The following is a 24,479-nucleotide window of genomic DNA, read 5'->3' on the forward strand; positions in this document are numbered from 1 at the left end:
AGAACTGCGTGCACTGCAAGACCTGCGACATCAAGGACCCGACGCAGAACATCGTGTGGGTCACGCCGGAAGGCGGCGGCGGGCCGAATTACCCGAACATGTAACCTGCCGGAACGCGCCGCCACGAGCGGCGCGTTTTTTTGGGACATGGCACACCGCCACAAACGAAACGGGGCGCTGCTTGAAGCAGCGCCCCGTTTTGCATGCTGGGCAGGCCACCAGGCGAGGCGCCTCCGCGCCTCCCCTGCTTTGTATCAGGTCGCGCTGCCGGCGATCTTCGGCGTGGGCGTCTCGACGTCGCCGCACTGCGCACGATGGCGCAACGCATGGTCGATCAGCACCAGCGCGAGCATCGATTCCGCGATCGGCGTCGCGCGAATGCCGACGCACGGATCGTGGCGACCGAAGGTTTCGACGGTCGCCTCTTCCCCGGACTTCGTGATCGAGCGGCGCGGCGTGCGGATGCTCGAGGTCGGCTTGATCGCGATCGACACGGTGATGTCCTGCCCCGTCGAAATCCCGCCGAGCACACCGCCCGCGTGGTTGCCGACGAAACCGGCCGGCGTCAGTTCGTCGCCGTGCACCGAGCCGCGCTGCGCGACGCTGTCGAAGCCCGCGCCGATCTCGACGCCCTTCACCGCGTTGATGCTCATCATCGCCTTCGCGATATCGGCATCGAGCCGGTCGAACACCGGCTCGCCCCAGCCGACCGGCACGCCCGACGCGACGACGTCGATGCGCGCGCCGATCGAATCGCCCTCCTTGCGCAGCGCATCCATGTACGCTTCGAGTTCCGGCACGACCGCTGCATTCGGCGAGAAGAACGGGTTCTCGTGCACGTGCGACCAGTCGACGAACGGCACGTCGATTTCGCCGAGGCCGCTCATGTAGCCGCGCACCTCGACCCCGAAGCGCTCGCGCAGCCACTTCTTCGCGACCGCGCCGGCGCCGACGATCGGCGCGGTCAGGCGCGCGGACGAGCGGCCGCCGCCGCGGTAGTCGCGGATGCCGTATTTCTGCCAGTAGGTGTAGTCCGCGTGGCCGGGACGGAAGGTCTCGACGATGTTGCCGTAATCCTTGCTGCGCTGGTCGGTGTTGCGGATCAGCAGCGCGATCGGCGTGCCGGTCGTCACGCCCTCGAACACGCCCGACAGGATCTCGACCTCGTCGGCCTCCTGCCGCTGCGTCACGTGCCGCGACGTGCCCGGCTTGCGGCGGTCGAGCTCGACCTGGATGTCGGCTTCGGTCAGCCCCATCCCCGGCGGGCAGCCGTCGATCACGCAGCCGATCGCGGGACCGTGCGATTCGCCGAAGGTCGTGACAGTGAAAAGCGTGCCGAGGGTATTGCCGGACATGATGGAACCGCCCAAAGAGAAATGGGCAAACCGATGCGCTGCCGGGGCCGCGGGCAGGTCGATCGTTTGCCGGTCGAGAAAAAGAGGTAAACCGCTATTATGCCAGCCGTCCCGGGCCCGCGGGCCGCGTGAACCGTTCAGACCACACGGGCCGGCGCGGATAAGGGCAGAGGCAACGCGGTACGGCGATCGCAGGCCCTCGGTGTTACGCGCGGGAGCCGCCGAACCGCGGCGCCCATCCCGGCCCGGCGCGCGGATCGATCATTCCGCGCCGGGCTCGGCGCCCGCCTACTTCCGCGCGCCGCGCAGCTCGGTCACCGCCGCCTGCAGCGCCTCGGGCGTCGCCACCGACGCCGGGATCGGTTCGCCGACCGCGAGCGTCAGCCGGCTCATCACGCCGCGCTTGATGGGGCGCGGCATCCGCGCATCGGCATGTCGCGAAAAATAACTGCCCCACAGCCCGCGCAGCGCCATCGGGATCACCGGCGCCGGCGTGCGGCTCAGGATCTCGGTGATGCCGTGATGGAACGTGTTGATGTCGCCCGTCTTCGTCAGCTTGCCCTCGGGGAAGATGCACACGAGCTCGCCGTCCTTCAGCGCGGCCTCGCACAGGTCGTACGCCCGCGCGAGCATCGCGGGATCCTCGTGGCGCGGCGCGATCGGGATCGCCTTCGCATGCCGGAATACCCAGCTCGCGAAACGCGTCTTGAAGATCCGGTGATCCATCACGAAGCGAATCGGCCGCGGGCTCGCGGCGGCCAGCACGAGCGCATCGACGTAGCTGACGTGATTGCACACGAGCACCGCCGCCCCTTCCGCCGGAATCCGTTCCGCGTGCACGAGGCGGATCCGGTAGAACGTATGTACGAGCACCCACGCGACGAAGCGCAGCAGGAACTCGGGCACGAGCAGGTAGATATACGTCGCGACTACGACGTTCAATAGCGCAGTGACGAGGAACAGCCCCGGAATGTCGACCCCGGCCTTGGTCAACCCCATCGCCATCACGGCCGACAGGATCATGAACAGCGCGTTCAGGATGTTGTTCGCGGCGATGATCCGCGCGCGGTGCGTCGGCGCGCTGCGGCTCTGGATCAGCGCGTACAGCGGCACGCTGTAGAAACCGCCGAACATCGCGAGCAGGAACAGGTCGGCAAGGATGCGCCAGTGGCGCGCGCCGGCCAGGAATTCGCCGACCGACAGCAGATGGCCGGGTGACGGCAGCGCGTGGCTCGCGAAATACAGTTCGATCGCGAACACGCTGATGCCGATCGAGCCGAGCGGCACGAGGCCGATCTCGACGCGCCGCTGCGACAGCCGCTCGCACAGGAGCGAACCGAGGCCGATGCCGACCGAGAACGTCGCGAGCAGGATCGTGACGACGTCGGGGCTCGCGGACAGCACGTCCTTCGCGAAATTGAAGAACGACGTGAGGAACGTCGCGCCGACGAACCACAGCCACGAGATGCCGAGCAGGCTCAGGAACACCGTGCGGTTCTGGCGCGCGAGCCCGAGGTTGCGCCAGGTCTCGCTGATCGGGTTCCAGTTGATCACGAGGTCCGGCTGCGGCGCGGGCGTCGACGGCACGCGCTGCGCGACGAGCCGCCCCGCCAGCGCGATGACGACGACGCTCACCGCGAGCACGCGCTCGCCGCTGCCTTCGATGCCGGCCGCCGCGCCGCCGATGATCGTGCCGATCAGGATCGCGATGAACGTGCCCATCTCGACGAGCCCGTTGCCGCCGACCAGCTCGTGCTCACCGAGATGCTGCGGCAGGTACGAATACTTGACGGGTCCGAACAGCGTCGAGTGCATCCCCATCATGAACGTGCACAGATACAGCAGCGTCGCGCTGTGCGTGACGAAGCCGGCCGCGCCGACCAGCATCAGCACGATCTCGAAGGTCTTCACGAAGCGCGTGAGGGTCGCCTTGTCGTATTTGTCGGCGATCTGGCCGGACGTCGCCGAGAACAGCACGAACGGCAGGATGAAGATCGCGGAAATCAGGAATGCGGCCGTCTTCGCATCGACGCCGGAGAACCGCGCGGTGTGATACGTGACGAGCGACGTGAACCCGATCTTGAAGACGTTGTCGTTCAGCGCGCCGAGGAACTGGGTCGTGAAGAACGGCGCGAAGCGGCGCTCGCGCAGCAGGTCGAACTGCGATGCGTGGGCGCGCCGTTCGTCGCGCCGCCCCGAAGTGGCTTGCGTGTGATCGCTCATGCGGAATGCGCGCGCGTCGTCTGGGCGATGCTGCGCGGGCCTCGTGTTGTCGTTGAAAAAACGGCGGCGCAGGACATGCCTGCGCCGCCGCGTGCCGGATGGCGGCGCCCATGCATCGACGTGCCGGGCGCGACGCGATTCACGGTTTGTGCGCTTCGGCTTCCGATTCCGGCCAGTCGCGGATGTACGCCTTCAGCATCCGGTTCTCGAAGCTCTGCGCCTCGACGACCGTCTTCGCGACGTCGTAGAACGAAATGACGCCCATCAGCACCTTCTTGTCGAGCACCGGCATGTAGCGTGCGTGACGCTCGAGCATCATCCGGCGCACTTCGTTGACGTCCGTTTCCGGCGTGCAGGTGAGCGGCTCGTCCATCACCTTGCGCACCTGCACGTCGCCGATCGCGCCGCCGTTCACGTGCAGGCGCAGGATGATCTCGCGAAACGTCAGCATGCCGACGAGATCGCCGTACTCCATCACGACGAGCGAACCGATGTCGTGTTCGGCCATCGTATCGACCGCTTCGCGCAGCGGCTTATCGGGCGTCACCGTAAACAGCGTGTTGCCCTTCACTTTCAGAATATCGCTGACGCGCATCGTAGTCCCCTCATGCTTGAATGCAAAATCTCTTTCGATCCTATCGGAAAGCCTGTCAAAAGGAAAGCACGGGCCGGCGCGGCGGCCCGCCGCCGCTTGCGGACGCCGGCCGCCGGCCGCACAATGGCCGCATGAACAGCGGCCCGAGGAGACGGCCATGGCGCATACGCATACGGAGCAATTCGCCAGCTTCGCTGATTTCTACCCGTATTACCTGAACGAGCACCAGAATCTCACGTCGCGGCGGCTGCACTTCATCGGCTCGCTCGGCGTGATCGGCTGCGTGGCGATGGCGGTCGCGACCGGCTACTGGCTGTGGCTGCCGGCCGCGGTCGTCTGCGGCTACGGGTTCGCGTGGGTCGGGCACTTCTTCTTCGAGAAGAACCGCCCGGCCACGTTCCGGCACCCGATCTACAGCCTGATGGGCGACTGGGTGATGTTCAAGGACATCTGCACCGGCAAGATCCCGCTGTAGCCGCCGGGCCCGCCTTCAGGCAGGCCGCGGCGGTCGCGCGTGCGGATCGGCCACGCCCGGCGCCGGACCGGCGCTGCCGGCCGGGTGCGCGCCCGCCAGCCGGTGCGCGGCGATCAGCGACGCGAGCGTCACGTCGAACCGGTCGTTCGACAGCACGTCGAGCAGCGCGGCCCCGTCGACGTGGCTGCGGCGTCGCTGGAGTTGGTAGGTCAGCTCGGTGCGATCGATCACCAGCACGTCGAACAACTGCGCGAGCGTCAACTGCTCCGGATTCGCGAGCAGGATGTAGCGCGGCGTACTCTCGCCGCCGCCGTCGAGCCGCGCGACCCATTCGCGCTCCTCCATCGTCGTCAGCAGCCGCTGCGCGGTTTCCATGTCGCAGCGCAGCATCGTCGCGAGCCGCATCGCCGTGTAGCCGCGCTTGCCGGCCGCGCGCGCTTCGGCCAGCCGCGCGAGCAGCTCCAGCGCGTCGAGCAGGTCGCTGCCCGGATAGTGGATGCGGTGGAATTGCCCGACGCGAATCGCCGGCAGCGCCGACGCCACCATCGCGCCGAGCAGCGCGATGAACCAGCTCAAATACACCCACAGCAGGAACACCGGCAGCGCCGCGAACGCGCCGTACACGGCCGTATAGGTCGGAATGCGCCGCACGTAGTAGCCGAAGCCGCGCTTCGCGAGTTCGAACGCGATGGCCGCGAACAGCCCGCCGATCACCGCGTCGCGCCATGCGACCGCGCAGTTCGGCAGGTACACGTACAGCAGCGTGAACGCGAGCACCGTCAACGGCAGCGACGCGAGCGCGAGCAGCCACTCGACGATCGACGTGGACGGCCCCGCGCCGGTGAACGCGAGCGACTGCGTGAACAGGTACGACGAGATCGACAGGCTCACGCCGAACAGCAAGGGCCCGAGCGTGATCAGCGCCCAGTACGCGAGCACGCGCTGCGCGAACGGCCGCGGCTTGCGCACGCGCCAGATCAGGTTGAACGCCGATTCGATCGTCATCATCGTCATCACCGACGTGACGACGAGCACGATCAGGCCGGCCGTCGTCAGCCCCTTGGCCTTCGACGCGAACTGGTTCAGGTACTTGAAGATCTGGATGTTGAACTGCGCTGGCATCAGGTGATCCGCGAGGAACCCCTGCAGCGAGATCTGGAACGACGCGAACATCGGGAACGCGGTGAACAGTGCGAACGCGACCGTCACGAGCGGCACGATGGCCAGCATCGTCGTGAAGGTCAGGCTGCCCGCCACCTGCGGGATCCGGTCCTCGGCGCTGCGCCGGGCCGCGAACTGCGCGAGGCGCTTGATGGTGTCGAGATCGACGCTCAACTTCGGCATAAAGCGGGTTTCTTCCTATTTCAGTCCGTTATGGAAATCGTTTGAAAACAGTGCCTTGCTTTCGCCGGCCTGTATGGATGAACAGTGTAGAATTCCGGTTCTTCCGGAGAATTCTTGCATTCGTCTCCCCATTCATTACACACGGCTCTACGCATGGCATCTATCACCAAGCACAAGACGCAGTGGCGCGCGCAGGTATACGTGCGAGGCACCCGCGAGTCTAGGATATTCCGAACGAAGCGCGAAGCGGAAGCATGGGCCGGCGCGCGCGAGACTGCGCTGCGTGAGCAGGAAACGCTCTCCCCCGCACAGCGGCACACGGTCGGCGAGCTGTTCGCTAAATATTCGTCGGACGTATCCGAAACGAAGCGCGGTGCGATCGAGGAAACGGCTCGCATCAAGGCGTTCATAAGGGAATTCCCTGACATCGCCAATCTTACGCTCGACCAGGTCGATTCGGCGATTCTCGGGCGATGGCGCGACGATCGCCTGAAGGGTGGATACATCCGGCCGAACGGCGAGGAAGCCGAAGCCGTGACGCGCTCAACCGTCCAGCGCGACATCGCGTGGATGAATGCCGCCTTCGGGATCGCACGCAAGGAATGGAAGTGGTTGGATCACAACCCGTTTGACGGCATGCGACAGCCGGGCCAGAACCCACCGCGCGAGCGCCGCATCGCCCCTATCGAGGTCTGGCGCCTGTGCCGTCGCCTTGGCTATGTGAGCGGCCAGCCGCCCGAGACAAAGAGCCAGGAGGTCGCGCTGATCTTCATGATTGCGCTGCGCACCGCCATGCGTGCCGGCGAGATCCTGAATCTGGGCCGCAGCAAGCTGAACATGGAGAAGCGGGTCGCCACGGTCGAGCACAAGATGCAATACAAGACGGGAAAGCCACGGCAGGTTCCGCTATCGCGGCAGGCATTGCGCCTGCTACGCACCGTGGCCGACCGCGAGCGGTGTTTCACGGTGTCATCGGCGACGCTCGATATGCTGTTCCGCAAGGCTCGCGACTTCCTGCTGATCGACGACCTACATTTCCACGACTCACGCGCCGAGGCGCTGACCAGATTCGCGAAGCGCGTCGACGTGATGACCCTCGCGAAGATCAGCGGCCATCAGGATCTGCGCATCCTGCAGCGGGTCTACTATCGGGAAACAGCCGAGGACATTGCGGCTCGGCTCTGACCAGCGATCAGCGCGTCGTAGTCGCGCTCGCACTGCTGGCCGGCGATGCGGGCGCGGTCAGCGTACTCTGCCAGCTCGCCCGCGCGCTCGTCAGCCCGGCCGAGCACGTCGGCAAGCAGATCGAGGGCGTCGCCGGTTGGCGGGCTTCCGGCGGTAGCGGTGGGATTGCGGGCGGCTGCGACGAGCTGGTCGACACGCTGCTGCAGGCTGCCAGCGGCAGCACGAGCAGCAAAAGCATCCGCGAGCGCGGCAGTGCGTTGTTGGTTCGCATTGTTGGCGATCTCCGATTGCGCCGCGGTGCGGCGTTGTTCTTCGGCGCGCGCTGCCGCAACAGCTTTGGCCTGATCCTTCTGCGCGGCGACGGTTGTCGCTCGCACGCCGTCGGCGTGCCCCTTGAAGTAGCAGCCACCGGCCGTGATCGCGAGCGACGCGATGAAGGCCAGCCAGAGGCGCGGGTCGAGGATCGTCATGCCGCCACCTGGCCACCGGCCGTCTGGTACGCGGCGAGCAAGCGCTCGATTTCGTTCTCGTGCTGCCCGTAGCCCGCGCCGGGCAGGCTGGCCCATACGTTCGACACCTTCGCGACCGCCTCGCGGAAACGGCCCGCATCGATCAACGGCAGCGCGCCACGCTCGCGCAGCTGCTGCAGCGCATAACGGTCCTGCGATACCGGGCCAAAGTCGGGCAACTGCAGCTGTGCCTGGTAGATGCGCCACCAGCGGTACAGGATCTGGTAGCGGCCGGCCGCCGTCGACGGAACAGGGATGTTGCGGTTGAGCACGTTCGGGTGCGCTGCGTAGCTGGAGAACAGCAGTGGCCGCGCCGGCGTCGAGCCGACGAGCACGTTGTACCCGTCATCGGACTTCGCGAGCAGCGCGGCGCCGATCTCGCTCGCGGCAATCGTGTCGAGGAACGCGATGCGGTTTTTGCCGCCCGCGGCGGCTGCGTCAATGCGTGCCATGGTTGTGCCCCTTCGTCCACCAGTAAGCCTTGCGCCCCATCACCCACAGGCACACGATCGCCGTGCCGACCGTCATCATGGTCTCGGGCAGGTCGATCACGGGCAGCATGCGGATCGGCTTCAGCACGTTGACGGCGGCCGAGATACCGACGATCGAGAAGCCGACCGTGCCCCACCACCCAGTCGCGATCGCGTCGGTGACTGCGATCCAGATGCAAAACGCGAGGATGATAAGGTTTGCGAAAACGAAAATCGTGACCATCACGGACCTCCGAAGATGCGTCGTTTCAAGGCCCCGATGAAGTCTGCGTTGTTGATTTCTTTGAATAGCTCTTTCGTGACGGCCAGGCCGAACAGCCCGACCAGAAAACCTATCGCCTGCTGCGCGCCGCTGTCGGTGATCGCGAACCAAGACACGGCGGCCGGGCCGCCGTAGTACGCGATCGCGGCACCGGACAGGAAAGACACGGCTTTCTGTCGCCCGGTCAGGCCATCACCGATGAAGCGCAGTGCGATCAGCGATCCGACAGCACCCGGCACGATCTTCACGAGCAGCGCGCTGGCGGCCGCCGCGAGGCTGGTTGTTGGTTCAGCCATTGTTGAGCACCCTCGCCATTGTGTTAATCGAGCGGCAAATATCTGGAGATCGGCGAATAATTCCGGTTGTCCGAATCCAAATAGACCACTCGCATATCGAGATTGTCGAAAAAAACCGACTCGCCAATGCTCGCACCAACTCTGAAAATGAGATTCGGCGATCCCGGGGGGATGAATGCACAAATCGTGAGCAGCCGCCAACGACCGCCGCCCGGATGGCTGACTACCGTGCTGAATGGATTGGAGCCCCAAAACAGTGATATCGATGCCGTTCCCGCACCGTTGGCCCATACCCATGCGCGGCATTCGACCCACTGACCATCGACGTAAAGTTCTGCGCTGGGCGTCAGCGTTGCATCGCCAAACGCTGGGCTCGAGCCGGCTACGAGTTCCAGTGATCCAGGCGATCGCGTATGCAGTCCGCCGGTATTGCTCGTGTTACGAACGGCCGAGCCGCCGCCAGGCGTGCTGAAGGTCCAATTTGACAGATCCGCATCAAAGGTCGGATTGAGCAACAGCTGGTTAGGATCTCGATGCGCCTTCGGCAGGCGGATATTCTGGCTATCGTTGAAGCTCCCGGACATGACAGGATATCCGGTCAGATTGAGCCCGGTCGGCCCCGGATTGAACCCGAATCCGTCCACATGAATCTCACCGTCACAATTGTTGTCCGTGAGAACACCGTTGTGCTGAACCCGTTGAGTCACATACTGAGTCGCTGCGATCGAACCGATAGAAACACCATCGTTCGGGGTCGAATGGATCGTGACGACGCCATTCGATTCCGCGCTGATAATCCCGTAACCGAGGAAGGTGAAAAATGCGTCGTATACCGCGACCTTCCAGTAGGTCGACATAGCGCCTGCAACCCAGTTCGGAACAGTAAGCACTGCGTTCTGACCTGACACCGACACCGCAGAAATTTTCCACAACTGCCGATCGTCATATACCTTCGCATCAACGTTAATCCCGGTCGAACCACTCGCGAAATAGATGCCGTTGTAGTAGCTGGTTGCGATCGGGATATCACCCGCCACCATTCCATTGTTGTAGTAGCGACCACCAATCACGCTGACGTTGTGCGCAGTGTCGTACGCGACAAGGCCGCCCGTGTAGTTGCCGGCCGCTTCGCAACCGATGTATTCGATGTCGTAGCATGCCTCACCATCGCCCGGCAAACCTGTATGTAACTGATCGCTCGCGATGGTGAAACCGCCGTCACCATTGCGCATTGCCTGCGACACGCAGAACTTGATCGCGTATGAACCCTGATTGACGTTGCAGCCCTCACGACCATTGTCCAGGAACTCACAGTCGTTGAACGTGATGTGATGCGTGCGGTAACGTAGAGCTGCACCGAAGGCCACGGTATAGGCGTTCATACTAGACGGCCCCGGACGCTTCCTCTGGAAACCGTACCCGTTTCTCCGGAACGTACAGCCGGTAAAACTCCCATACTGCGATCGATTCAATTCCAGTCCGAGATTTGCGTTGTCATCGAAGTGGCACTTCACGAAAGTGCCAGCGTAGGTTCCAGACACGCCGCTCAGGTTTTGGCGTACACCTTGGTGTGCGCTATTGATGACGTTGACGTTTTCGAGGCGAGGATCACTACCGAGCAAAAAGCACACGCCAATTGGTGTTGTGCCGATAGTAAACGCCATCTGATTACCGTCGATCGTCAAATCCTTTACGCTGAGACGCGTTGCACCACTGAAGTCGAGATGCGTGGTCCCAATGCCGGACGTCATCCACATATTCGGCTTGACGATGATCGCCGCGCCATTTCCGAAAATATTGACGTCAGAGCGAATCACTGGGTCGAGCGGTCCGACGAAATACTTCGCCGTTCCTCGGCAGGAAATCGTAGTCAGACCTTCAACGTTCACCACTTCAATCAGGGCGTTCCAGGCTGCCGTATCGTCAGCAATACCATCGCCCACCGCCCCAAAAGTTTCAGGTCCGATCGGTAAGGTCTTGGCACGTTTCCAGCGCCCACCATCGAACGCGACGATGACTGTCCCACTGTTGTCGTCGCTCGAATGGTCGGATGGATCAAGATAGTAGGCGCCGCCGCCGCCGTCTCCTGCTTCGTGATACCCAACAACAAAAACGTCTGTCGCAAACAGCTTCGAAACAAGGCGCAGCATTGCAATGCTGTGCAGTACCGGCGTGAGCACCGAGCCGATGGTCAGATCGATTGCGAACGGATTGCCCGCATTGTCGAATCCGAGCGCCTTATTCGCGCGCGCGGCCGCCGACGGCAGCGTCATTTTCGGATTGATATCGGAGCGCGGCGCACGCACTGCATGCGACAACCCGAAATTACCGTCTTGAATCGCCATCCAGATCCGGTCGAAATCAGCATTCACCGTATCGGCGAGAAGGTCGCCGTTGTCCTGATAGTCGGTGTCGCGCTCGATCGAGATCTCGCGATAAATCGTGATGATCGAGCCGGCCAAAGGGGCAGATGCGAAAGTCACGGTTCCGCCTGATGACTCACCGATACCGTCGATCGTGTACTGCACACCGACGTTCTGCTCGGCATCGTCTACCAGGACGACAAGGTCAGCACTTTCGAGAATCGCGAACGGGAAGGCGAACGCTTTAGTTGCGCCGTTCCCGACGTATGAAATGCTCGGATTTTGGACGGGGACGGTCACGCGGCAACCTCTCTACGGAAGGCGCCGCGGCGCGGCGCTACACTTCGAGCGTCACCTCATGGACGCCCACTGATGGACGCCAATCGTGCCCCTCAGGGGCTGTCGGATTCCCGACTATCCGGCCAATACGCACCGGGCTTTCGAGGATCGCGGATGCGCCCGAGTCGATGAAATCGTCGGGCTGCCGTTTCACTAACGGGTTGAAGGACTGCATCTGGTCCCATACTGGACTGTCGAGCACATCGACGTGTGCCCAGAGGACGCCCGACTTCAGCGGCGGCTCGATGCCCGCGAGGATCTTCTCGTTCTTGTTGACGGTCGCCGCGGTATCCTTCACGCCGCACACAAGCTTTCGCTGGCGCAGAGCCTTACGCAGCAGCTGCGGCACGAACGAGCCGACACCGTTCGTTTCGACGTAGATCAGCGGGATAGCGAAGCGCTCGACCAGATCACATACCTGCATGACCTGGCCACCGGTGATCTTCGAGTTCTCGCCGCTCGAAAATTCGGCGAACTCGCCGAGCATCGCCTGAGCGACGTGCCAGTAATAGTTTCCGGCCGCATCGTCGAGTACCAGAGAAAACGCCGAGTCGTCGCTGCCGACCTTGCCCGTCGCGCAATCCCAGTACGCGCGCGCGCTGACGATGCGCGTGCCGCCGAGCATCATGCGCATTTCGTGGTTCGCTCGCTCGACGATCGGGTGCACGTTGTACGGCCGAAGCTTTTCGGGATCGAGCCGGACCTCGGTGAGCGGCTTCGCCTCAAGTTGGTACTGCGAATCCCAGTAGTTGAGCGTGCGGCACTTCTTGCGGCGCTTCTCGATGTCGTCGCGCGTGAAGCGCTCAGGCCACGCACAATGCGCGTAGATGTCGATCACCGTGCCGGGCGGCCGCGAGAAGACGATCTCGTGCCCCTCGACGCGGTAATCGACGCCCTCGCGCAGCAGGCGCGCATGCTTAAAGATGCCGGCCATCACGTACAGACCGTCGTCGCCGGGCGTGAAGTCGAACCGGTAGCGCGTCTCCGATGACGTGTCCTCGTACCGTACGCCGGCCTCGAACAGCGGGATCTTCAGTGACGCGGCGCCGGCCGCGATCAGCTCAGGATAGATCGAGTCGTGCGTGTGCGGCGTGCCGATGTACGTCTCCTGGCCACCGGGCACGAGGATGAAGGTCGCCTCCTGAATCTTCAGCCGCAGGTTCTCGCGCGCCTCGGGCGTACGGATGTTCTTCGGCACCTCGACGTCGTCGTAGTCGATGCTGTCCGCGCGCGCAGACGTCACGTTCTGGTCGACGCCGACGGCCGTCATGCTGGCATTGCGCGGATCATTCGCGCCGTTCACCCAGAACATCTGCGCACCGGGCTTCGTCGGCAGGATGCCCGCGCACAGCGGGTGCCGGCGCAGCACGTTGATCACGTCGCGGGTGAGCTTCTTCGACAGCGGGCCGTCGGCCGACCAGATCAGCGAGCGCAGATTCGGATCGCAGTACAGGCACCACGCCTTGAACACGGCGTAGATGGTCGACTTTGCCGCACCGCGGAACACCTGCAGCACGCGCACGGGGTCATCGCAGGTCTCCAGCCAGTGGCAGACCCGGACGTGCAGCAGAGGAACCTTCCAGCCCTGCTGCTTCGCCCACATCAGGAAAAAGGCGAGGAACCCGACCTTACGATTTTCCATGCGCGCGCTTATCGAACTCTGCTTTCCGCGCGCGCTGCTGCACCTGGTCGAGCAGCCGCTCGGCCTCTTTCTCGGCAGCAGCAACCTCCGCGTCGAGTTCGGCCTCGGTCTCGCTCACCCCGCCAGCGGCCGCGCCGTCGCCACCCTTGCTCGCAAGCTGGATCACGCTCACCAGCGAGTGCACGCGGCCAATCAGCATCACCGTCGCGGCCGCGTTCTTCTTCGACCAGTAGCGGTCGCCGCGCGTCGCCTTGTCCATCGCCGCGAGTGCGACGCCCGCGCCCGGCCAGCCTTCCGGATCGGCTTCGTCGAGAAACACGTCGGTCAGCTTCTCCGACAGCGCCTGCAAACGCTCGTATTGATCCTGCCGCATCATCCCCCCTGAAACGCGTTCGCGAGATCCGGAGCACGCTGCGGTGCGCTCGTGCCCGGCTCCCAGAAGTAGTCATTGTGGTATTGCTGGCGCGACTTCGCCACGTTACGCGATGTCACGCCAGGCGACAGGTTCTCGGCGATGTTGTCCCAGATCAGCCGGTTCCACACCGTTTTCCAGAACCAGAGATTCACGAGCGGCATATTCGACTGCGCGACCTTCAGCAGGTCGGCAGATAGATGGGTGTCCTTTCCTTCAGCCGCCGCCATCGCGTTATCCGAGAACGGCGTTACTGCCTGAATAGCGGTCGAAACCAGCGGGCCGCCAACAACGCTGCCTACCGCTTCTGCCGGATTCTTGCCGGTGAGCATAGCGGAAAGCATGTCCCCGGCGAATCCAGCGCCGCCCCCCTTCGTAAATGCCCGGAACCAGAATCCACCCCCATGCTTCACGTCGTCTGCCATCGGCTCAGGGTCCTTGCCGAGTAGCAGATTTTGCAACTGGACAGCCATCGCGCCGAGCAGCGTTGTGCTGACGACGAGAGCTGCACCGTACGCCATCGGGCTCGCGAGCGTCGGTGCGCCCTCGACACGGTAGTCGCCCGAACGCCGCATTTCGCCGATGCGCCCCCAGTGCCGAGAGATCATCGCGAGCGGGAACGACTTGAACTGCAGGAACGTCTTCTGCAATTCGCCTTGCAGGGTTCCGGGTGACGCCGCAGCGAGCACCTTCGTGCGCAGATCTGGATTCAGCACCGCGAATTCGCCTTCGTCGCGGATCATGCCGAGCAACTTCGGCACAACGTCGGCGGCGCGCGCATCACCGGTTCCGTACAGTGCGTCCGGCGTCAGGTACTTCGATCCGTTGTACTCGCCCGGCGTGGCGCGATTCACGAGCGCCCAGTCGTCTTCCGTGATGCCGGAGCGCGTCAGCGATCGCCGATCCCACTCGGTGAGCTTGCCCCACTCCGTACCACCGATCTCGGCGAGGCCGCGCATCATCTGCGCCTGGAACGCGGTGCGCATCGCATCCGTCCAGCCTGTGACACCGCCGAATTTCATCGTCTGTGCCGAAAGCCATTTCGCCCACGTCGTCGCAAGGTGGTCAGTGCCCCACCGATTCAGACCGTGCTCCAGGGTTTCGGCGATCAGCCCCTGCGACGTGAGCCACCCGCGGTAATCCTTCGATCCAGGCGCCATCAGTCGCGTTGCCGTGCCGAGCGTCTTGAAGAACGGCACGCGGTTGTATCCGGCCGTGACGAACATCGTGCCGACGTCTCCGAGTGCGGCGAGAATCGTGCTCTGAAGCTTGATCGCGCTGACCGTGGTACGGATCGTCTCCATCTTGCGCGCGAGCGCCGGATTGACGGGCGTGTTGGTCGCGCCGGTCACGTAGTTCCAGTACGCACCGATCGACGTCATGCCGCCTTCGAGCGTGCGCATTTCCGTATTGTCGTGCAGAGCGGTCAGCTGCATCTGCGTGCGCATGTTGCGCGTCGGGTTCGGACCGTAGCGCTCGACGAGTGCGATGTTCTTCGACATGCCGCCGACGTGGTCGATCAGTGCATTCAGGAGCGAGCCCTCGCCGTACGTGCGGTTGTACTCGATGTGCGCGTCGGCGTTCTGGAAGTGAAGCACGCGGTGCTGCGAGCCGGCATTCGCGCGCGCGGCGCCGCCGGTCGTCTCGCCGGGCACGATCTTGTTGACGCCGCCGTACGCGATCGTGTCCCAGACGCCCTGCTTGCGCGGCTCAACGCCCATGCCACGCGCGGCGATGTTGCGCGCTTCCCACGCTTCGCGGTCCTCGCCGGTCAGCACGCGGCGCAGCGCAGCATCGTCAAGCGGATTGCCGGCGTCGTCCAGATACTGCGAGCGGTCGAGACGGGGCAGCACGAAGTCGGCCCACGCGTGCCGCGCGGCGTCGGATCCGTTACCGAGGATCTTCGCCTGCGAGTGGCGGATCGGCACATAGCCGTAGTCGAGCTGGCCGACGTTGCCGCCCGCCCGGTTGAAGCGCTCGCGCATCGCATTCGACGTGCCGCTGATCTGCTCGGCGGCCGCCTTCGCAACCTCGTTTCCGGTTGAGCCGTCGGCGCCGCGGTAGATCTCGCGAATGATGTCGCGTTCCATCGCCGGATTGTCGACGTCGAACGCGCGCGCGAGGAAATTCTGACCGTGCTTCATCGCCTCGATCGCGTCCATCGTCTGCCGCATGTAGTCGGCCTTGATGCCGCCCGCCAGCTCGTACGTGCGCTCGATGTCCGATTTGACCGCCTTCTCTCGCGCGCGCTTCGCATGTGCGCGTTCGGGGTCGGCATACAACGCTTCCTGAATCCGGTCGGTCGTTTCGATCTGCTTGGCGATCTGCAGCTGCTTGCGCGCCTTGTCGAGGTTCGCTTCGCTTTCGAGCTGCTGCCGTGCCCACTCGGCGCCGGCCTGCACGCGGTCGGCCTCGGTCATCGACCGCCAGGCGGCCGGGTCTTGCCGCGACACGGCGCGCATACCGGCGCGCACGCGGTTCTCGATGCCGTCGAGTTCGGCCTTCGTCAGATCGCGGCCGGCCGCCTGAGCGACCGCCGCTGCGCATTTTGCGTGCATGGATTACCTCATGGTGGAAATGAAGCAGTTCGCGGCAACCTCGAACAGCTTGGAGTCCGCGATAGTGGCGGCGTGCTCAGCGTCGATCGTGTCGAGTGCGTCGCGCAGCGAGCCGCGGAACTCGCCGGCCGTGGCGTCGAATTCGACCTGTGTATCGGGCGTCGCCGCCGCGGCTTCGCGCAGGTTCGACTCGACGGCGGACGTCGGCCGCGCGGCGGGCTCGCCCGCGCCGGTCAGGTCGCGCACCGCAGCGGCCAGAACGTCAGCGCTCGACGGCGCACGCGCGGCGGCCACGGCGCTCGCGATGCTGGGCGTCTGCTCGGCAGCGGAAGCTGTCACGTCGGCGCCGCGCTGCGCAGCCTCGGCGCGGCGCACGGCCGGCGCGCGGTCTGCCTCGCGCTGCGCACGCGCGAGACTCGACACGAAATCGGCGATTTGCGTGCGACGCGTGGCCGGCACGTCGATGCCGGCGCGCGCGGTGCGCATCTGCTCGATCTGAGAGTCGAGCGTCGGCAGCTGGTCGCTCGCACGCTGCGCTTCAGCGTTCTGCCGGATCATCCCTTCCAGCCGCGCGACCTGCGCCTCGTGGTCGGCCTGCGCGGCGTCGATGCGGCGCTGCGCCTCGGCGGCCGCTGCCTTGTACTTTGCGCCCTGGTCCTGCAGCTGGCGCGTTAGTTCCTTCACGCTTTCAGGCGACGTGTCCGGCGCGTTCGCGCGCAGCTGGTCGAGTTCGGCGCGCGCCTGTGCCACCGCGCCGGGATCGGCCAGATTGGCCGCAGTCGACGCCACATCGCCGCGGTACGACTCGGCGTCAGCGATCAGCCCTTCGAGCGCGTTCGCGCGCGTGACGTCGTCCGGCGTGAAGTACCGCGAGACGTCCGGATAGCCGCCGTCGTCCATCTGGCGCGCGGCGAGTTCGAATGCGTCCTGATGCGCGGCCATGCCGTTCACGTCGTCCGGCGTGCCGAACACGTATGCGTCGTCGACGATGCGCTGCCCTCGTGCCATCAGCGCGGCGTCGACCTCCTGCGGCGATGGGTTGAAGCGAAGATCGTCGCCGACGCGGTTCGTCAGGTAATCGTTCACGCGATCCATGTACGCGGCCGTCTCGGCGGCCGGCGGCCGCTCACCGCGCAACACTGCAGCAGCCTGCCGCGGGCCGCCGTTGTAGTCGGCGATCATCGCCTGCACGTTGCCGTCGTACTGGTCCTGCGTCGCCTTCAGGTAGCGCGCCATGCCGTCGATCGACTGCAGCGGGTCTTTCGGGTCGGTCACGCCGAACTTCTTCAGGTTGTCCGGCATCATCTGCGCGACGCCCGCCGCGCCCTTCGGCGAAACCTGATTCGAGTTCGATTTCTCGCCCGCGTGGATCAGCGCCAGCATGAGACTGGGCGGCACGCCCTCGCGCTGCGCGGCGGTCGTGATGTAGGACGAAATATTGGGAGAATCGTACGGCAACTGCTTGCGCACGGCGACGTCGAGCGTCGGTAGCGGCGTGGCCGGGTCAGCGTTGCGTGCGGCTCGTCCCGCAGCGGCCATTCCGCCCGCGTGCACACCCCCAAAGAAGCCGGCCATCAGCGTCGAGGCCGCGAGATTCGTCGGGTCGAGCGGATCGATCTGGTCGGCCAGGTGATCGTAGCCGGCATTCTTCAGAATCGACTTCTCCGCAGTCGCCTGAGCTACGGCCATACCGGGACCGCCGACCGCGACGAGCCCGAGCGTGCGCGCGATCGTCGATCCACCGGCGGGCAGCAAGGCGCCGGCCGCGCCGAGCGCACCCTCGACTGCACCAGCGGCAGACCGCGTGCCGACATCGACGCCTTCGCGCTTCAGTTCCTCCGCGCGGCCAAGGCCGATCGACGTGCCACCCACCGCCGCGCCGGCCACGGGACCTCCGAGGACTGCGGCCGGCACAATCTGGGTCAGGCCGCTGACGGCGCCTTGCACGGTCTGGTCCGTGGTCGTCGTGTTGTTCGGGTCGGGCCGCAGCATGTCGGACAGGCTGTACAGTCGCTGCCCTGCGGCCGACGTGAATAGCGTGCCCTCGCGCTGTTTCCTGAAGGTCTCGCCGAGGCGCCGGTCGGTTTCCTCCTGCATCTGTGGATTGAGCAGCGATTCGCTCGGGTCGGTCAGGATCTGGCTCGCGCCGGACGTCAGGTCCGCTGCGGCGCCCGCGAGGCGCGCTGCACCCTGCACGGCGCCGAGGCTGACCGCCAGCCCGACCGAGCCAAGCCCTGTCGACGACTGCGGCTTCGGTTCGGGCGGCAGTTGCACGTTGCCCTGCCCGGTCAGGTAGGCGCTCGTCGTGTCTTCGTAGAGGGGATCGATTGGCATGTCAGCGCTTCGGTACGGGCTTCGTCAGGTGGATGAGCAGCGGTGCGCCGCTCGCGTCGGTCACGGGCCGCGCGCCGGTCAGCACCGTGTAGGTGCCGCCGATGCCGACCCGCTGCAGGCGGTAGCTCGCGAACTGCTGCATGAACTGGTCGACGGGAATTTTCGTGCCGTTCGCGATGACGCTGTCGACCAGCCGGCCGCCAGGCTGGTTCTCGATGTTCGAGACCGAGGCCGCCTTGACGCCGCCGTCGAAATCGTCATCGGACCATCCCCACGGCTTCGCGGCCATGTACCGGTCGCCGCGAGGATCGACGCCGCCAGTCTTCGACAGGCCGCCGGTCGCCACGTTGACGCCGGTCAGGATGTCGGTCGAGTTCGGCACGTCGCGGCCGTTCTTCCGCGCGCTCGCGACCGCCGCGAAGTACGCGGTCTCGCGCGCATCGCCGAGCTGCTGCGGCGGCAGCGCGTCGCCGATCTGCTTCGCGATCGTGGCCTCCAATCCGGTCGCGGCCGCTGCATCCACCTTCACGAGCTTGTTCGACAGTGCGTCCTGTCCGTCCAGGATGTACTGCGCAACGGGCATACCGCTCTGCATCATCAGCGGGCCGCCCGACGGATCGGCCGCACCGGCCTTCATCGCGAGCGCCGCCGCCGGGCTCTTGTCCTTCCACTGCTCAGCCAGGTCGTTGATGCGCGCGGCGTTCCCCATCGAGCGACCGAGCATCGCGAGCGCCTGCGCCTTCGTGTTCGTCGGCAGCGCGTCGACAGTCTGGAGCACGCTGCGCGCTTCGTCAGGCGTCAACAGCGACACGCGGCGGCCAGCCTTGTCCTCGACGACTGGCGCGAGCTGAGCGCGCGCCGCGAGCGACGACGCGAGCTGCGTGATGCCAGACGTGTCGATCGCGGGCACGCCGGCAATCGCACCGCGCTCCAGCGCCGCATTCCATGGGTCGCGCTTGTAAGCTTCGTCAGATGCCGTCAGGATCTGCTTCTGCTGCTTGATGGCAGCAGCTTCGATCGGATCAGTACCCGCCTGATTTTGCTTTGCCTCGTTGGCCTGCACTGCTGCGCGCATCTGCGGCACCGAAAGCGTCGAGAAACCGGCGCCGGCTGCCGCGCGCACGATCAGCTGCTGCGCCTGAGATTCGAGCGACGTACCGCGCGTGTCCGCAATCAGCTGCTGTGTGTACTCCGGAGTAAATCGCTTGCCCTGCGACATCAGGTCGGTTCCCTGATTCACTGCCGTAACCGCGTTACGCTCGCGCGCCTGCTGCTCACTGTTCATCTGGTTCTCCAGCGACAACCGGTTCGACACGACAGACGCGAGCACCTGATTGCGCTTGCCCGCGTCGAGCTTGCCCGCGTAGTAGCCGTCCGGCGACGTCAGATCCTTCTCCAACTGCGTGAGCGCGGCGAGGTCGCCCGTGCCGCGCGCTGCGATCGCCGCCGACTGCGCATGCGCCGCGTACTGTGTGTCCTGCCAGTCCTGCGCTACTTGCATCGCACGCGGCTGCGGAATACCGGCTGCGGCCGCCGCGCTCAGATACGCCTGCTTCGTGCTCGCGACTGTCCCGTCGATGCTGGCCGGATTCGTCGCGATGCTCTTGCCGGCGGTGTCGAGCAGCGTCGCCGCGTTCGTCGCGATGAGCTGCTGCGTGTTCTTCGTCAGCGCCTCCTGCATGCCGAGCGCGACCGTGCGATCGAGGCCGGCCGACTGCGTCGTCGCGATGTTTTTGTAGTGGCCGCCCGGCAGCGCGCCGATCGTCGACTCGAACGACTGCTTCTGCGCGTCGGCCACCTGCTGCTGGTAAGTCGGCTGATCGATCGCACCGCTTGCCAGCTGCTCACCGGCCGTCTTCATCGCCGACTGCACATTCGTCGCGTGCGACTGGTAGGCGACAGCCGCGTTGGTGCGCGCGAGGTCTTCGTCGAGCTTCTGTTTCTGCTGGAACAGGCCGGCCGCGATCTGCGTGCCGGCATCGCCGATGCCCTGCAGTGCGCGGCCGGTAGCCGCGCCGAACGCGTTCGGGTCAGCCTGGACCGCCGGCGCGGGCTGCGCAACCGCGCTTGCCGGATCGCCGAGTGGGATTCGTGCCATGTGTCCTCCGGATTACGAGCTGGCGAGCGACTTCCAGCCGGTGATGAACTTCGACGCACCCGACAGCACCGACCCGAGCGCCCCCATGTTTCCAGCACGCTGCTGCTGTTGGCCGGCCGCCAGCGTCATCTGCGCCTGCCCGCGCATCGCCTGCGCCTTCGTGTCGGCGCTCAGGATCGTGTTCAGCGCGTCAGTCTCGGTGTTCTGGCCGATGCGCTCGCGCACGTCGTTCGAGGTGCCGGTGCCGACGTTCACGCCCGACGCGGCGAGCGCGGCCGTCGCCTGCCCGGTCGTCGTCTGTCCCTGCTCGCGGATGCGCTTCGCCTGCTGGTAGCCGGCGGCCTGCGTCTGGTCAGCCTGCATCAGCTGCTGCTGCGCGCTGAACTGCGCGGCCTGTTCGGCAGCCGTGCCCTGCTGCGCCGCGCCGCTTGCGGACGTCAGCACGGACGCGACGGCCGGGAGTGCCTTCGCGCCAGTGGTCACGGCCCCCATGATCGAAATCGGGTCACACATGCGGAACCTCGAAAGTGATGACGGCCTCGATGAGACCGAGCGTTTTGTAGAAGCGTGCCGTCTGCTCGACGTGCACGCCAGTGGAAATGCCGAGGAACGTGTCGATCGCGCCGCGCTCGCACGCCCACGCGCGATAGGTGCGCACGAAGCGCGCGGCAAGCATCCCGCCTCGGTGCGCCGGATCGATGAACAGGCCGAAGTCGCACGCGATCCTGTCCTCGGACATCCAGTGCTCCATGACCATCGCGGCCATGACGGCGATCGGTCTGCCGTCTCGCTCGGCCATCATCAGGAAGCCGTCATCGCTCGCAATCAGCCGCTCGAACAGCGCAACAAGCTTCGGCGCGGAGAAGCGGTAACGCCGGTAGCGCGGCGACTCGGCGGCCATCAGCGCGCCGAGTTCGACCAGCGCGGGCACATCGTCAGGGGTAGCGTTGCGGATCATGGTCAGCCCGTGTTGACGGTGAACTGACGCAGGAGCGCGAGCACGTACCAGTCGTACGGCTGGTCCTGCGTGATGGTGATTTCGGACGACGAATCCCATCCGAATTCGGTGATGTCCTTGTCGCCCGTGAATGGCTCAGGCGGCTTGTTGAGCACGTTCTCGCCGAACTCGCGGAAAGGGATGATCTGGCCGTTGACCAGGCATCGGATCGTGTTGAGCACGCGCAAGATCACGCGGCCCGTGCGCTGCTGGTTGCCCTGCGACGTGCCGAGGCCGCCGGACAGGTTCGGCGTCAGCGCCACGATCGTGCTGTCGTAATGCAAACCGATCTCGAATTTCTTCGCCGGCCGCGGCAGCGTCACCTGGCCGCTCGCAACGGTGAACTGCCCCATGTAGACGCCGTCGGCCTTCACGTCGCACGTCTTGCCCTCCAGCGCACCGAGGCCCGTCCAGACAGCACCACCCGCGTCGCTCGTGCCGACGATCGCAGCGTCGGTCTGCACGGTCGGGTCAAGACGCTCAACGTATTGCACGGAGGAGCCGTTCACCGTGCGCTGCACGACCGCGAACAGCACGTCGCCGTCATCGCCCGGGATGCAGCAGACCGACTTGAACAGGCCATCCGTCGTGTGCCGGGCGAAGCCGCACACGTTCTCGTCTCGATCATAGGTCATCGAAACGAGCACGCCGTCGGCGCGCACCATCCAGACGATAGGCGTCGGCTCTGCCTGAAACGCGAGGTCGACGACACCGGATTCGGTGATGTGCGCGGCGAGACGCGTGAGATTCTGCGAGCGGAACGAATCGGTGTTGAAGTCATACGCCATCGAGCGGAGTTTCTTCGCGGCGCGCTGCGGGAAGATCAGCTCGTTGCCCACACGCACGGGGCGCGGGCGCGCGCTCCCGTATATCGACTGGCTGCGCACGTTGATGTTCGTCGGCGTGATGGCGCCGGCCGAGCCGCCGTCGACTGTGAATTCCTCGCCCTGCGTCAGCACCGTCAGGATGCGCGATGACGCCAGGTGCATTATCTGGTTCACCTGGTCGGACGCGACGTCGTACGAGAAGCCGTCGCTGTCGTTCGTGCCCGGCGTGTAATCGTAGTAGAGGCCGATGCCGCTGGCCCAGATACGCTCAGGGAAGCCGCTGGATCCGGCAGAGTACAGACGCTGCTGGTAGAGGCTCACCGCACACGGATAGCCGTCTACCGGGTTCCACATGAACGATTTCAGTGACCAGCCATTCGGAGGCGCGGTGATCGTACCTGACAGCAATCGGACGATTCGTCCGTACGCCTTCGACGGATTGACCACTTCCGTCAGCTCAACCAAGCCGCCATTGATCGAGACATACGATCCGACGTCGGTCGTTCTCCATGCTTCACCGGCGCCGTGCAGATACATCGCACCGAGCGCACTGCCTTCGAGCAGCGTGCCTGAGAAGTTGAAGGTGATATGGGTCGCGTCGGGAACAGTCGCGACACGATACAAACCATCGAGTCCGGCAGACTCGAATCCAGACAGCACGATCTCTTGCCCTACCGACAGGCCGTGCGGATCGACACTCTCGACGGTTATCGTCGTGCCGGTCTGAGAGACAGTCCGAATACCGATCGATGGTCCATCAGCCACCAGCGTAACAGCCCCATCGACAGGTTTCGAGTTACTCGGCGTGACCGGAACTTGCGGCGAACTATCGATCTTCCATGTGTTCGCGCCGAAGGATCCCGACGTAAATGCGCTCGTGATCGTCACCGTTACGCTCGTTCCGCTAGCAACGCTCGTAATCTCGGCGACGCCCGAGCCTGCGATGATATTGCGGCCGACGTCACCATGCAGGAATGCATCAGCGCTCGTCGTTGCAGTTGCTGCTCCAGGCGATGTCGCCGAAAGCGTGATCGACGTCGGCGGCCGTATGCCGATCTCGTCGATCGGGCCCGGATCGAAGGGCGCGTCGCTGATCGTCCATGCGGTCTGCAGGATGCGCACGAGCCGCTTCATCGGCATGGACGGGTGCGCGACGAACATCGTGTCGCTGCCCTGCGCGTATTCCAGTTCGAAAAGCTTGTCGGCGGTCCACGGCGTCGCGATTTCGATCGGCGTGCCAGCCTGCTGGATCTGTCCGTCGACCGAATAGAAGCGCGCGTAGGATGCACCAAGCTCGACGAAGTACGCCTGCGATTTGCTGAACACGAAAGGAACGAGCCGCGTCGCACCCGTCGTTTTCGTGGCTGCCATCTGCCGCAGTCCAGGACGTCGACGCGCGCCACCTTCGATTTGTGGAACAGCGTTCAGCATCGTCTTCACGCCGTTCGCGTATCGGTCGAGGTCGATGTGCCCTTCGAGCGGAGGCGACAGCTCGCCCGCGTTGAAATTCGACTGGATCGTAGTGACTTTCGCCATGGCTTACCGCCCCGGTGCGCGACCAGGCGCAGTCGTGTAGCTCGACAGACGCGACTCCAGCAGTGGGAAATCGCCGATCGTCTCGGTATCGTCGTCCTGCCCGTTGATTGCCTTGGCCTGCTTCAGCAACGTGGTGAACTCGGCCGCCGCCGTCTGGGCCATCGCGGCCGACTGCGTGATCGGATACGCCAGACGCATTTTCATCGCGGCCGTCATCACGTCAACGAGCGTCGATTCCCACGTCGTTTCGATCTCGTTGCGGAAGATGTAGACCAGCGGCAGCGCCTGTACGAATGCGAGGATGCGCTGCCCTTCGGCCGTGAAATTCAGCGGGCAGCGCGCACTGCCGACTTGGATCGTTTTGAGCCAGTCGGTAGGCAGTTGGAACTGGTACGGGTAATCGAACGCGGGGGCGTCGACAAGCGGCGCGAGCACAATACGCTTCGTGCACGAGTTCCACGGGTGCGCGCGCAGCATCGCGTCGCGCACTTCCGGATAGAGGTTCGAGCACACCATCGCACGGCGCGTCGGTTCATTGAACGAGGCAATCGGCTGGTCGCCGAGTTGAAGCAGTGCGTTCGAGCAGATCGAAATGCTGCTGGTCATGGTCGGTCCTCAAACAAAAAAGCCGGGAGCAA

General features: G+C 64.8%; 21 protein-coding genes. 3 read left to right on the forward strand and 18 right to left on the reverse strand.

All coding sequences use genetic code 11. The annotated features are described in order from the left end of the window. Positions 1 to 104 (forward strand): 4Fe-4S dicluster domain-containing protein (locus DFS13_RS37015; protein WP_146610023.1); only part of this gene is annotated, 104 nt, incomplete at its 5' end. Positions 105 to 254: 150 nt separating this feature from the next. On the opposite strand, the gene aroC is transcribed toward DFS13_RS37015, so the two are convergent. The 3 genes from aroC to DFS13_RS37030 form a co-directional block, all read right to left on the reverse strand. Further along, positions 255 to 1,355 carry a chorismate synthase gene (gene aroC, locus DFS13_RS37020; protein ID WP_006488506.1) on the reverse strand — a complete coding sequence of 367 codons (1,101 nt, stop codon included), beginning with the start codon at positions 1,353 to 1,355 and terminating at the stop codon, positions 255 to 257. Between the two features lie 288 nt (positions 1,356 to 1,643). Then, positions 1,644 to 3,578, reverse strand: coding sequence for an MFS transporter (locus tag DFS13_RS37025; protein WP_006497738.1), 1,935 nt, complete (start codon positions 3,576 to 3,578; stop codon positions 1,644 to 1,646). A 139-nt stretch (positions 3,579 to 3,717) separates the two neighbouring features. Beyond that, a complete protein-coding gene (locus tag DFS13_RS37030) occupies positions 3,718 to 4,173 on the reverse strand; it encodes a CBS domain-containing protein (protein WP_006488504.1) in 456 nt (151 codons plus the stop codon). Between the two features lie 157 nt (positions 4,174 to 4,330). Here DFS13_RS37030 and DFS13_RS37035 point away from each other — a divergent pair, with 157 nt between their 5' ends. Continuing rightward, entirely contained in the window at positions 4,331 to 4,648 is a 318-nt protein-coding gene (locus DFS13_RS37035; protein WP_006488510.1) for an Mpo1-like protein, read from the forward strand. A gap of 15 nt (positions 4,649 to 4,663) precedes the next feature. Here DFS13_RS37035 and DFS13_RS37040 read toward each other — a convergent pair whose 3' ends face one another. Continuing rightward, positions 4,664 to 5,992, reverse strand: coding sequence for a YihY family inner membrane protein (locus DFS13_RS37040; RefSeq protein WP_020979863.1), 1,329 nt, complete (start codon positions 5,990 to 5,992; stop codon positions 4,664 to 4,666). Positions 5,993 to 6,145: 153 nt separating this feature from the next. Between DFS13_RS37040 and DFS13_RS37045 the strand changes: the two genes are divergently transcribed. After that, on the forward strand, positions 6,146 to 7,177 hold the full coding sequence (locus DFS13_RS37045) for a site-specific integrase (protein ID WP_111442817.1): 1,032 nt from the start codon (positions 6,146 to 6,148) through the stop codon (positions 7,175 to 7,177). Here DFS13_RS37045 and DFS13_RS37050 read toward each other — a convergent pair. The 14 genes from DFS13_RS37050 to DFS13_RS37120 are packed head-to-tail and all read right to left on the reverse strand — an operon-like array spanning position 7,138 to position 24,447. Then, positions 7,138 to 7,647 carry a DUF2514 family protein gene (locus DFS13_RS37050; protein WP_111442818.1) on the reverse strand — a complete coding sequence of 170 codons (510 nt, stop codon included), beginning with the start codon at positions 7,645 to 7,647 and terminating at the stop codon, positions 7,138 to 7,140. The two genes, DFS13_RS37045 and DFS13_RS37050, sit on opposite strands and share 40 nt — an antisense overlap. Next, complete coding sequence (locus DFS13_RS37055; protein WP_111442819.1) at positions 7,644 to 8,138, reverse strand: glycoside hydrolase family protein; 495 nt, start codon at positions 8,136 to 8,138, stop codon at positions 7,644 to 7,646. The genes DFS13_RS37050 and DFS13_RS37055 overlap by 4 nt, the downstream gene beginning before the upstream one ends. Beyond that, positions 8,125 to 8,400, reverse strand: coding sequence for a holin (locus DFS13_RS37060; protein ID WP_226180214.1), 276 nt, complete (start codon positions 8,398 to 8,400; stop codon positions 8,125 to 8,127). Before DFS13_RS37060 ends, DFS13_RS37055 begins: the two co-directional genes overlap by 14 nt. Next, positions 8,400 to 8,735: a holin gene (locus tag DFS13_RS37065; RefSeq protein WP_111442820.1), complete on the reverse strand. Its 336-nt coding sequence runs from the start codon at positions 8,733 to 8,735 to the stop codon at positions 8,400 to 8,402. The genes DFS13_RS37060 and DFS13_RS37065 overlap by 1 nt, the downstream gene beginning before the upstream one ends. Before the next feature lie 23 nt (positions 8,736 to 8,758). Continuing rightward, complete coding sequence (locus DFS13_RS37070) at positions 8,759 to 11,398, reverse strand: right-handed parallel beta-helix repeat-containing protein (protein WP_111442821.1); 2,640 nt, start codon at positions 11,396 to 11,398, stop codon at positions 8,759 to 8,761. A gap of 37 nt (positions 11,399 to 11,435) precedes the next feature. Further along, positions 11,436 to 13,079 (reverse strand): phage terminase large subunit, encoded by a 1,644-nt coding sequence (gene terL / locus DFS13_RS37075; RefSeq protein ID WP_111442822.1) that lies wholly within the window; start codon positions 13,077 to 13,079, stop codon positions 11,436 to 11,438. After that, the gene (locus DFS13_RS37080; RefSeq protein ID WP_111442845.1) at positions 13,066 to 13,452 is read right to left on the reverse strand and encodes a hypothetical protein; all 387 of its coding nucleotides are present in this window, start codon (positions 13,450 to 13,452) and stop codon (positions 13,066 to 13,068) included. Before DFS13_RS37080 ends, terL begins: the two co-directional genes overlap by 14 nt. Next, complete coding sequence (locus DFS13_RS37085) at positions 13,452 to 16,049, reverse strand: hypothetical protein (protein WP_111442823.1); 2,598 nt, start codon at positions 16,047 to 16,049, stop codon at positions 13,452 to 13,454. Before DFS13_RS37085 ends, DFS13_RS37080 begins: the two co-directional genes overlap by 1 nt. A 3-nt stretch (positions 16,050 to 16,052) precedes the next feature. Continuing rightward, positions 16,053 to 18,383, reverse strand: a complete 2,331-nt coding sequence (locus DFS13_RS37090; RefSeq protein WP_111442824.1) for a lytic transglycosylase domain-containing protein — start codon at positions 18,381 to 18,383, stop codon at positions 16,053 to 16,055. Position 18,384: 1 nt separating this feature from the next. Then, positions 18,385 to 20,481: a hypothetical protein gene (locus DFS13_RS37095; RefSeq protein WP_111442825.1), complete on the reverse strand. Its 2,097-nt coding sequence runs from the start codon at positions 20,479 to 20,481 to the stop codon at positions 18,385 to 18,387. Positions 20,482 to 20,493: 12 nt separating this feature from the next. Next, on the reverse strand, positions 20,494 to 20,994 hold the full coding sequence (locus tag DFS13_RS37100) for a hypothetical protein (protein ID WP_134163165.1): 501 nt from the start codon (positions 20,992 to 20,994) through the stop codon (positions 20,494 to 20,496). Next, the gene (locus tag DFS13_RS37105) at positions 20,987 to 21,439 is read right to left on the reverse strand and encodes a GNAT family N-acetyltransferase (protein ID WP_181461639.1); all 453 of its coding nucleotides are present in this window, start codon (positions 21,437 to 21,439) and stop codon (positions 20,987 to 20,989) included. Before DFS13_RS37105 ends, DFS13_RS37100 begins: the two co-directional genes overlap by 8 nt. Before the next feature lie 2 nt (positions 21,440 to 21,441). Next, on the reverse strand, positions 21,442 to 23,841 hold the full coding sequence (locus tag DFS13_RS41015; RefSeq protein WP_241308605.1) for a hypothetical protein: 2,400 nt from the start codon (positions 23,839 to 23,841) through the stop codon (positions 21,442 to 21,444). A 3-nt stretch (positions 23,842 to 23,844) separates the two neighbouring features. Continuing rightward, positions 23,845 to 24,447, reverse strand: a complete 603-nt coding sequence (locus DFS13_RS37120; RefSeq protein WP_111442828.1) for a hypothetical protein — start codon at positions 24,445 to 24,447, stop codon at positions 23,845 to 23,847. Positions 24,448 to 24,479 lie beyond the last annotated feature (32 nt).

This window comes from Burkholderia sp. 28_3, assembly GCF_003253915.1.
Taxonomy (GTDB): domain Bacteria; phylum Pseudomonadota; class Gammaproteobacteria; order Burkholderiales; family Burkholderiaceae; genus Burkholderia; species Burkholderia cenocepacia.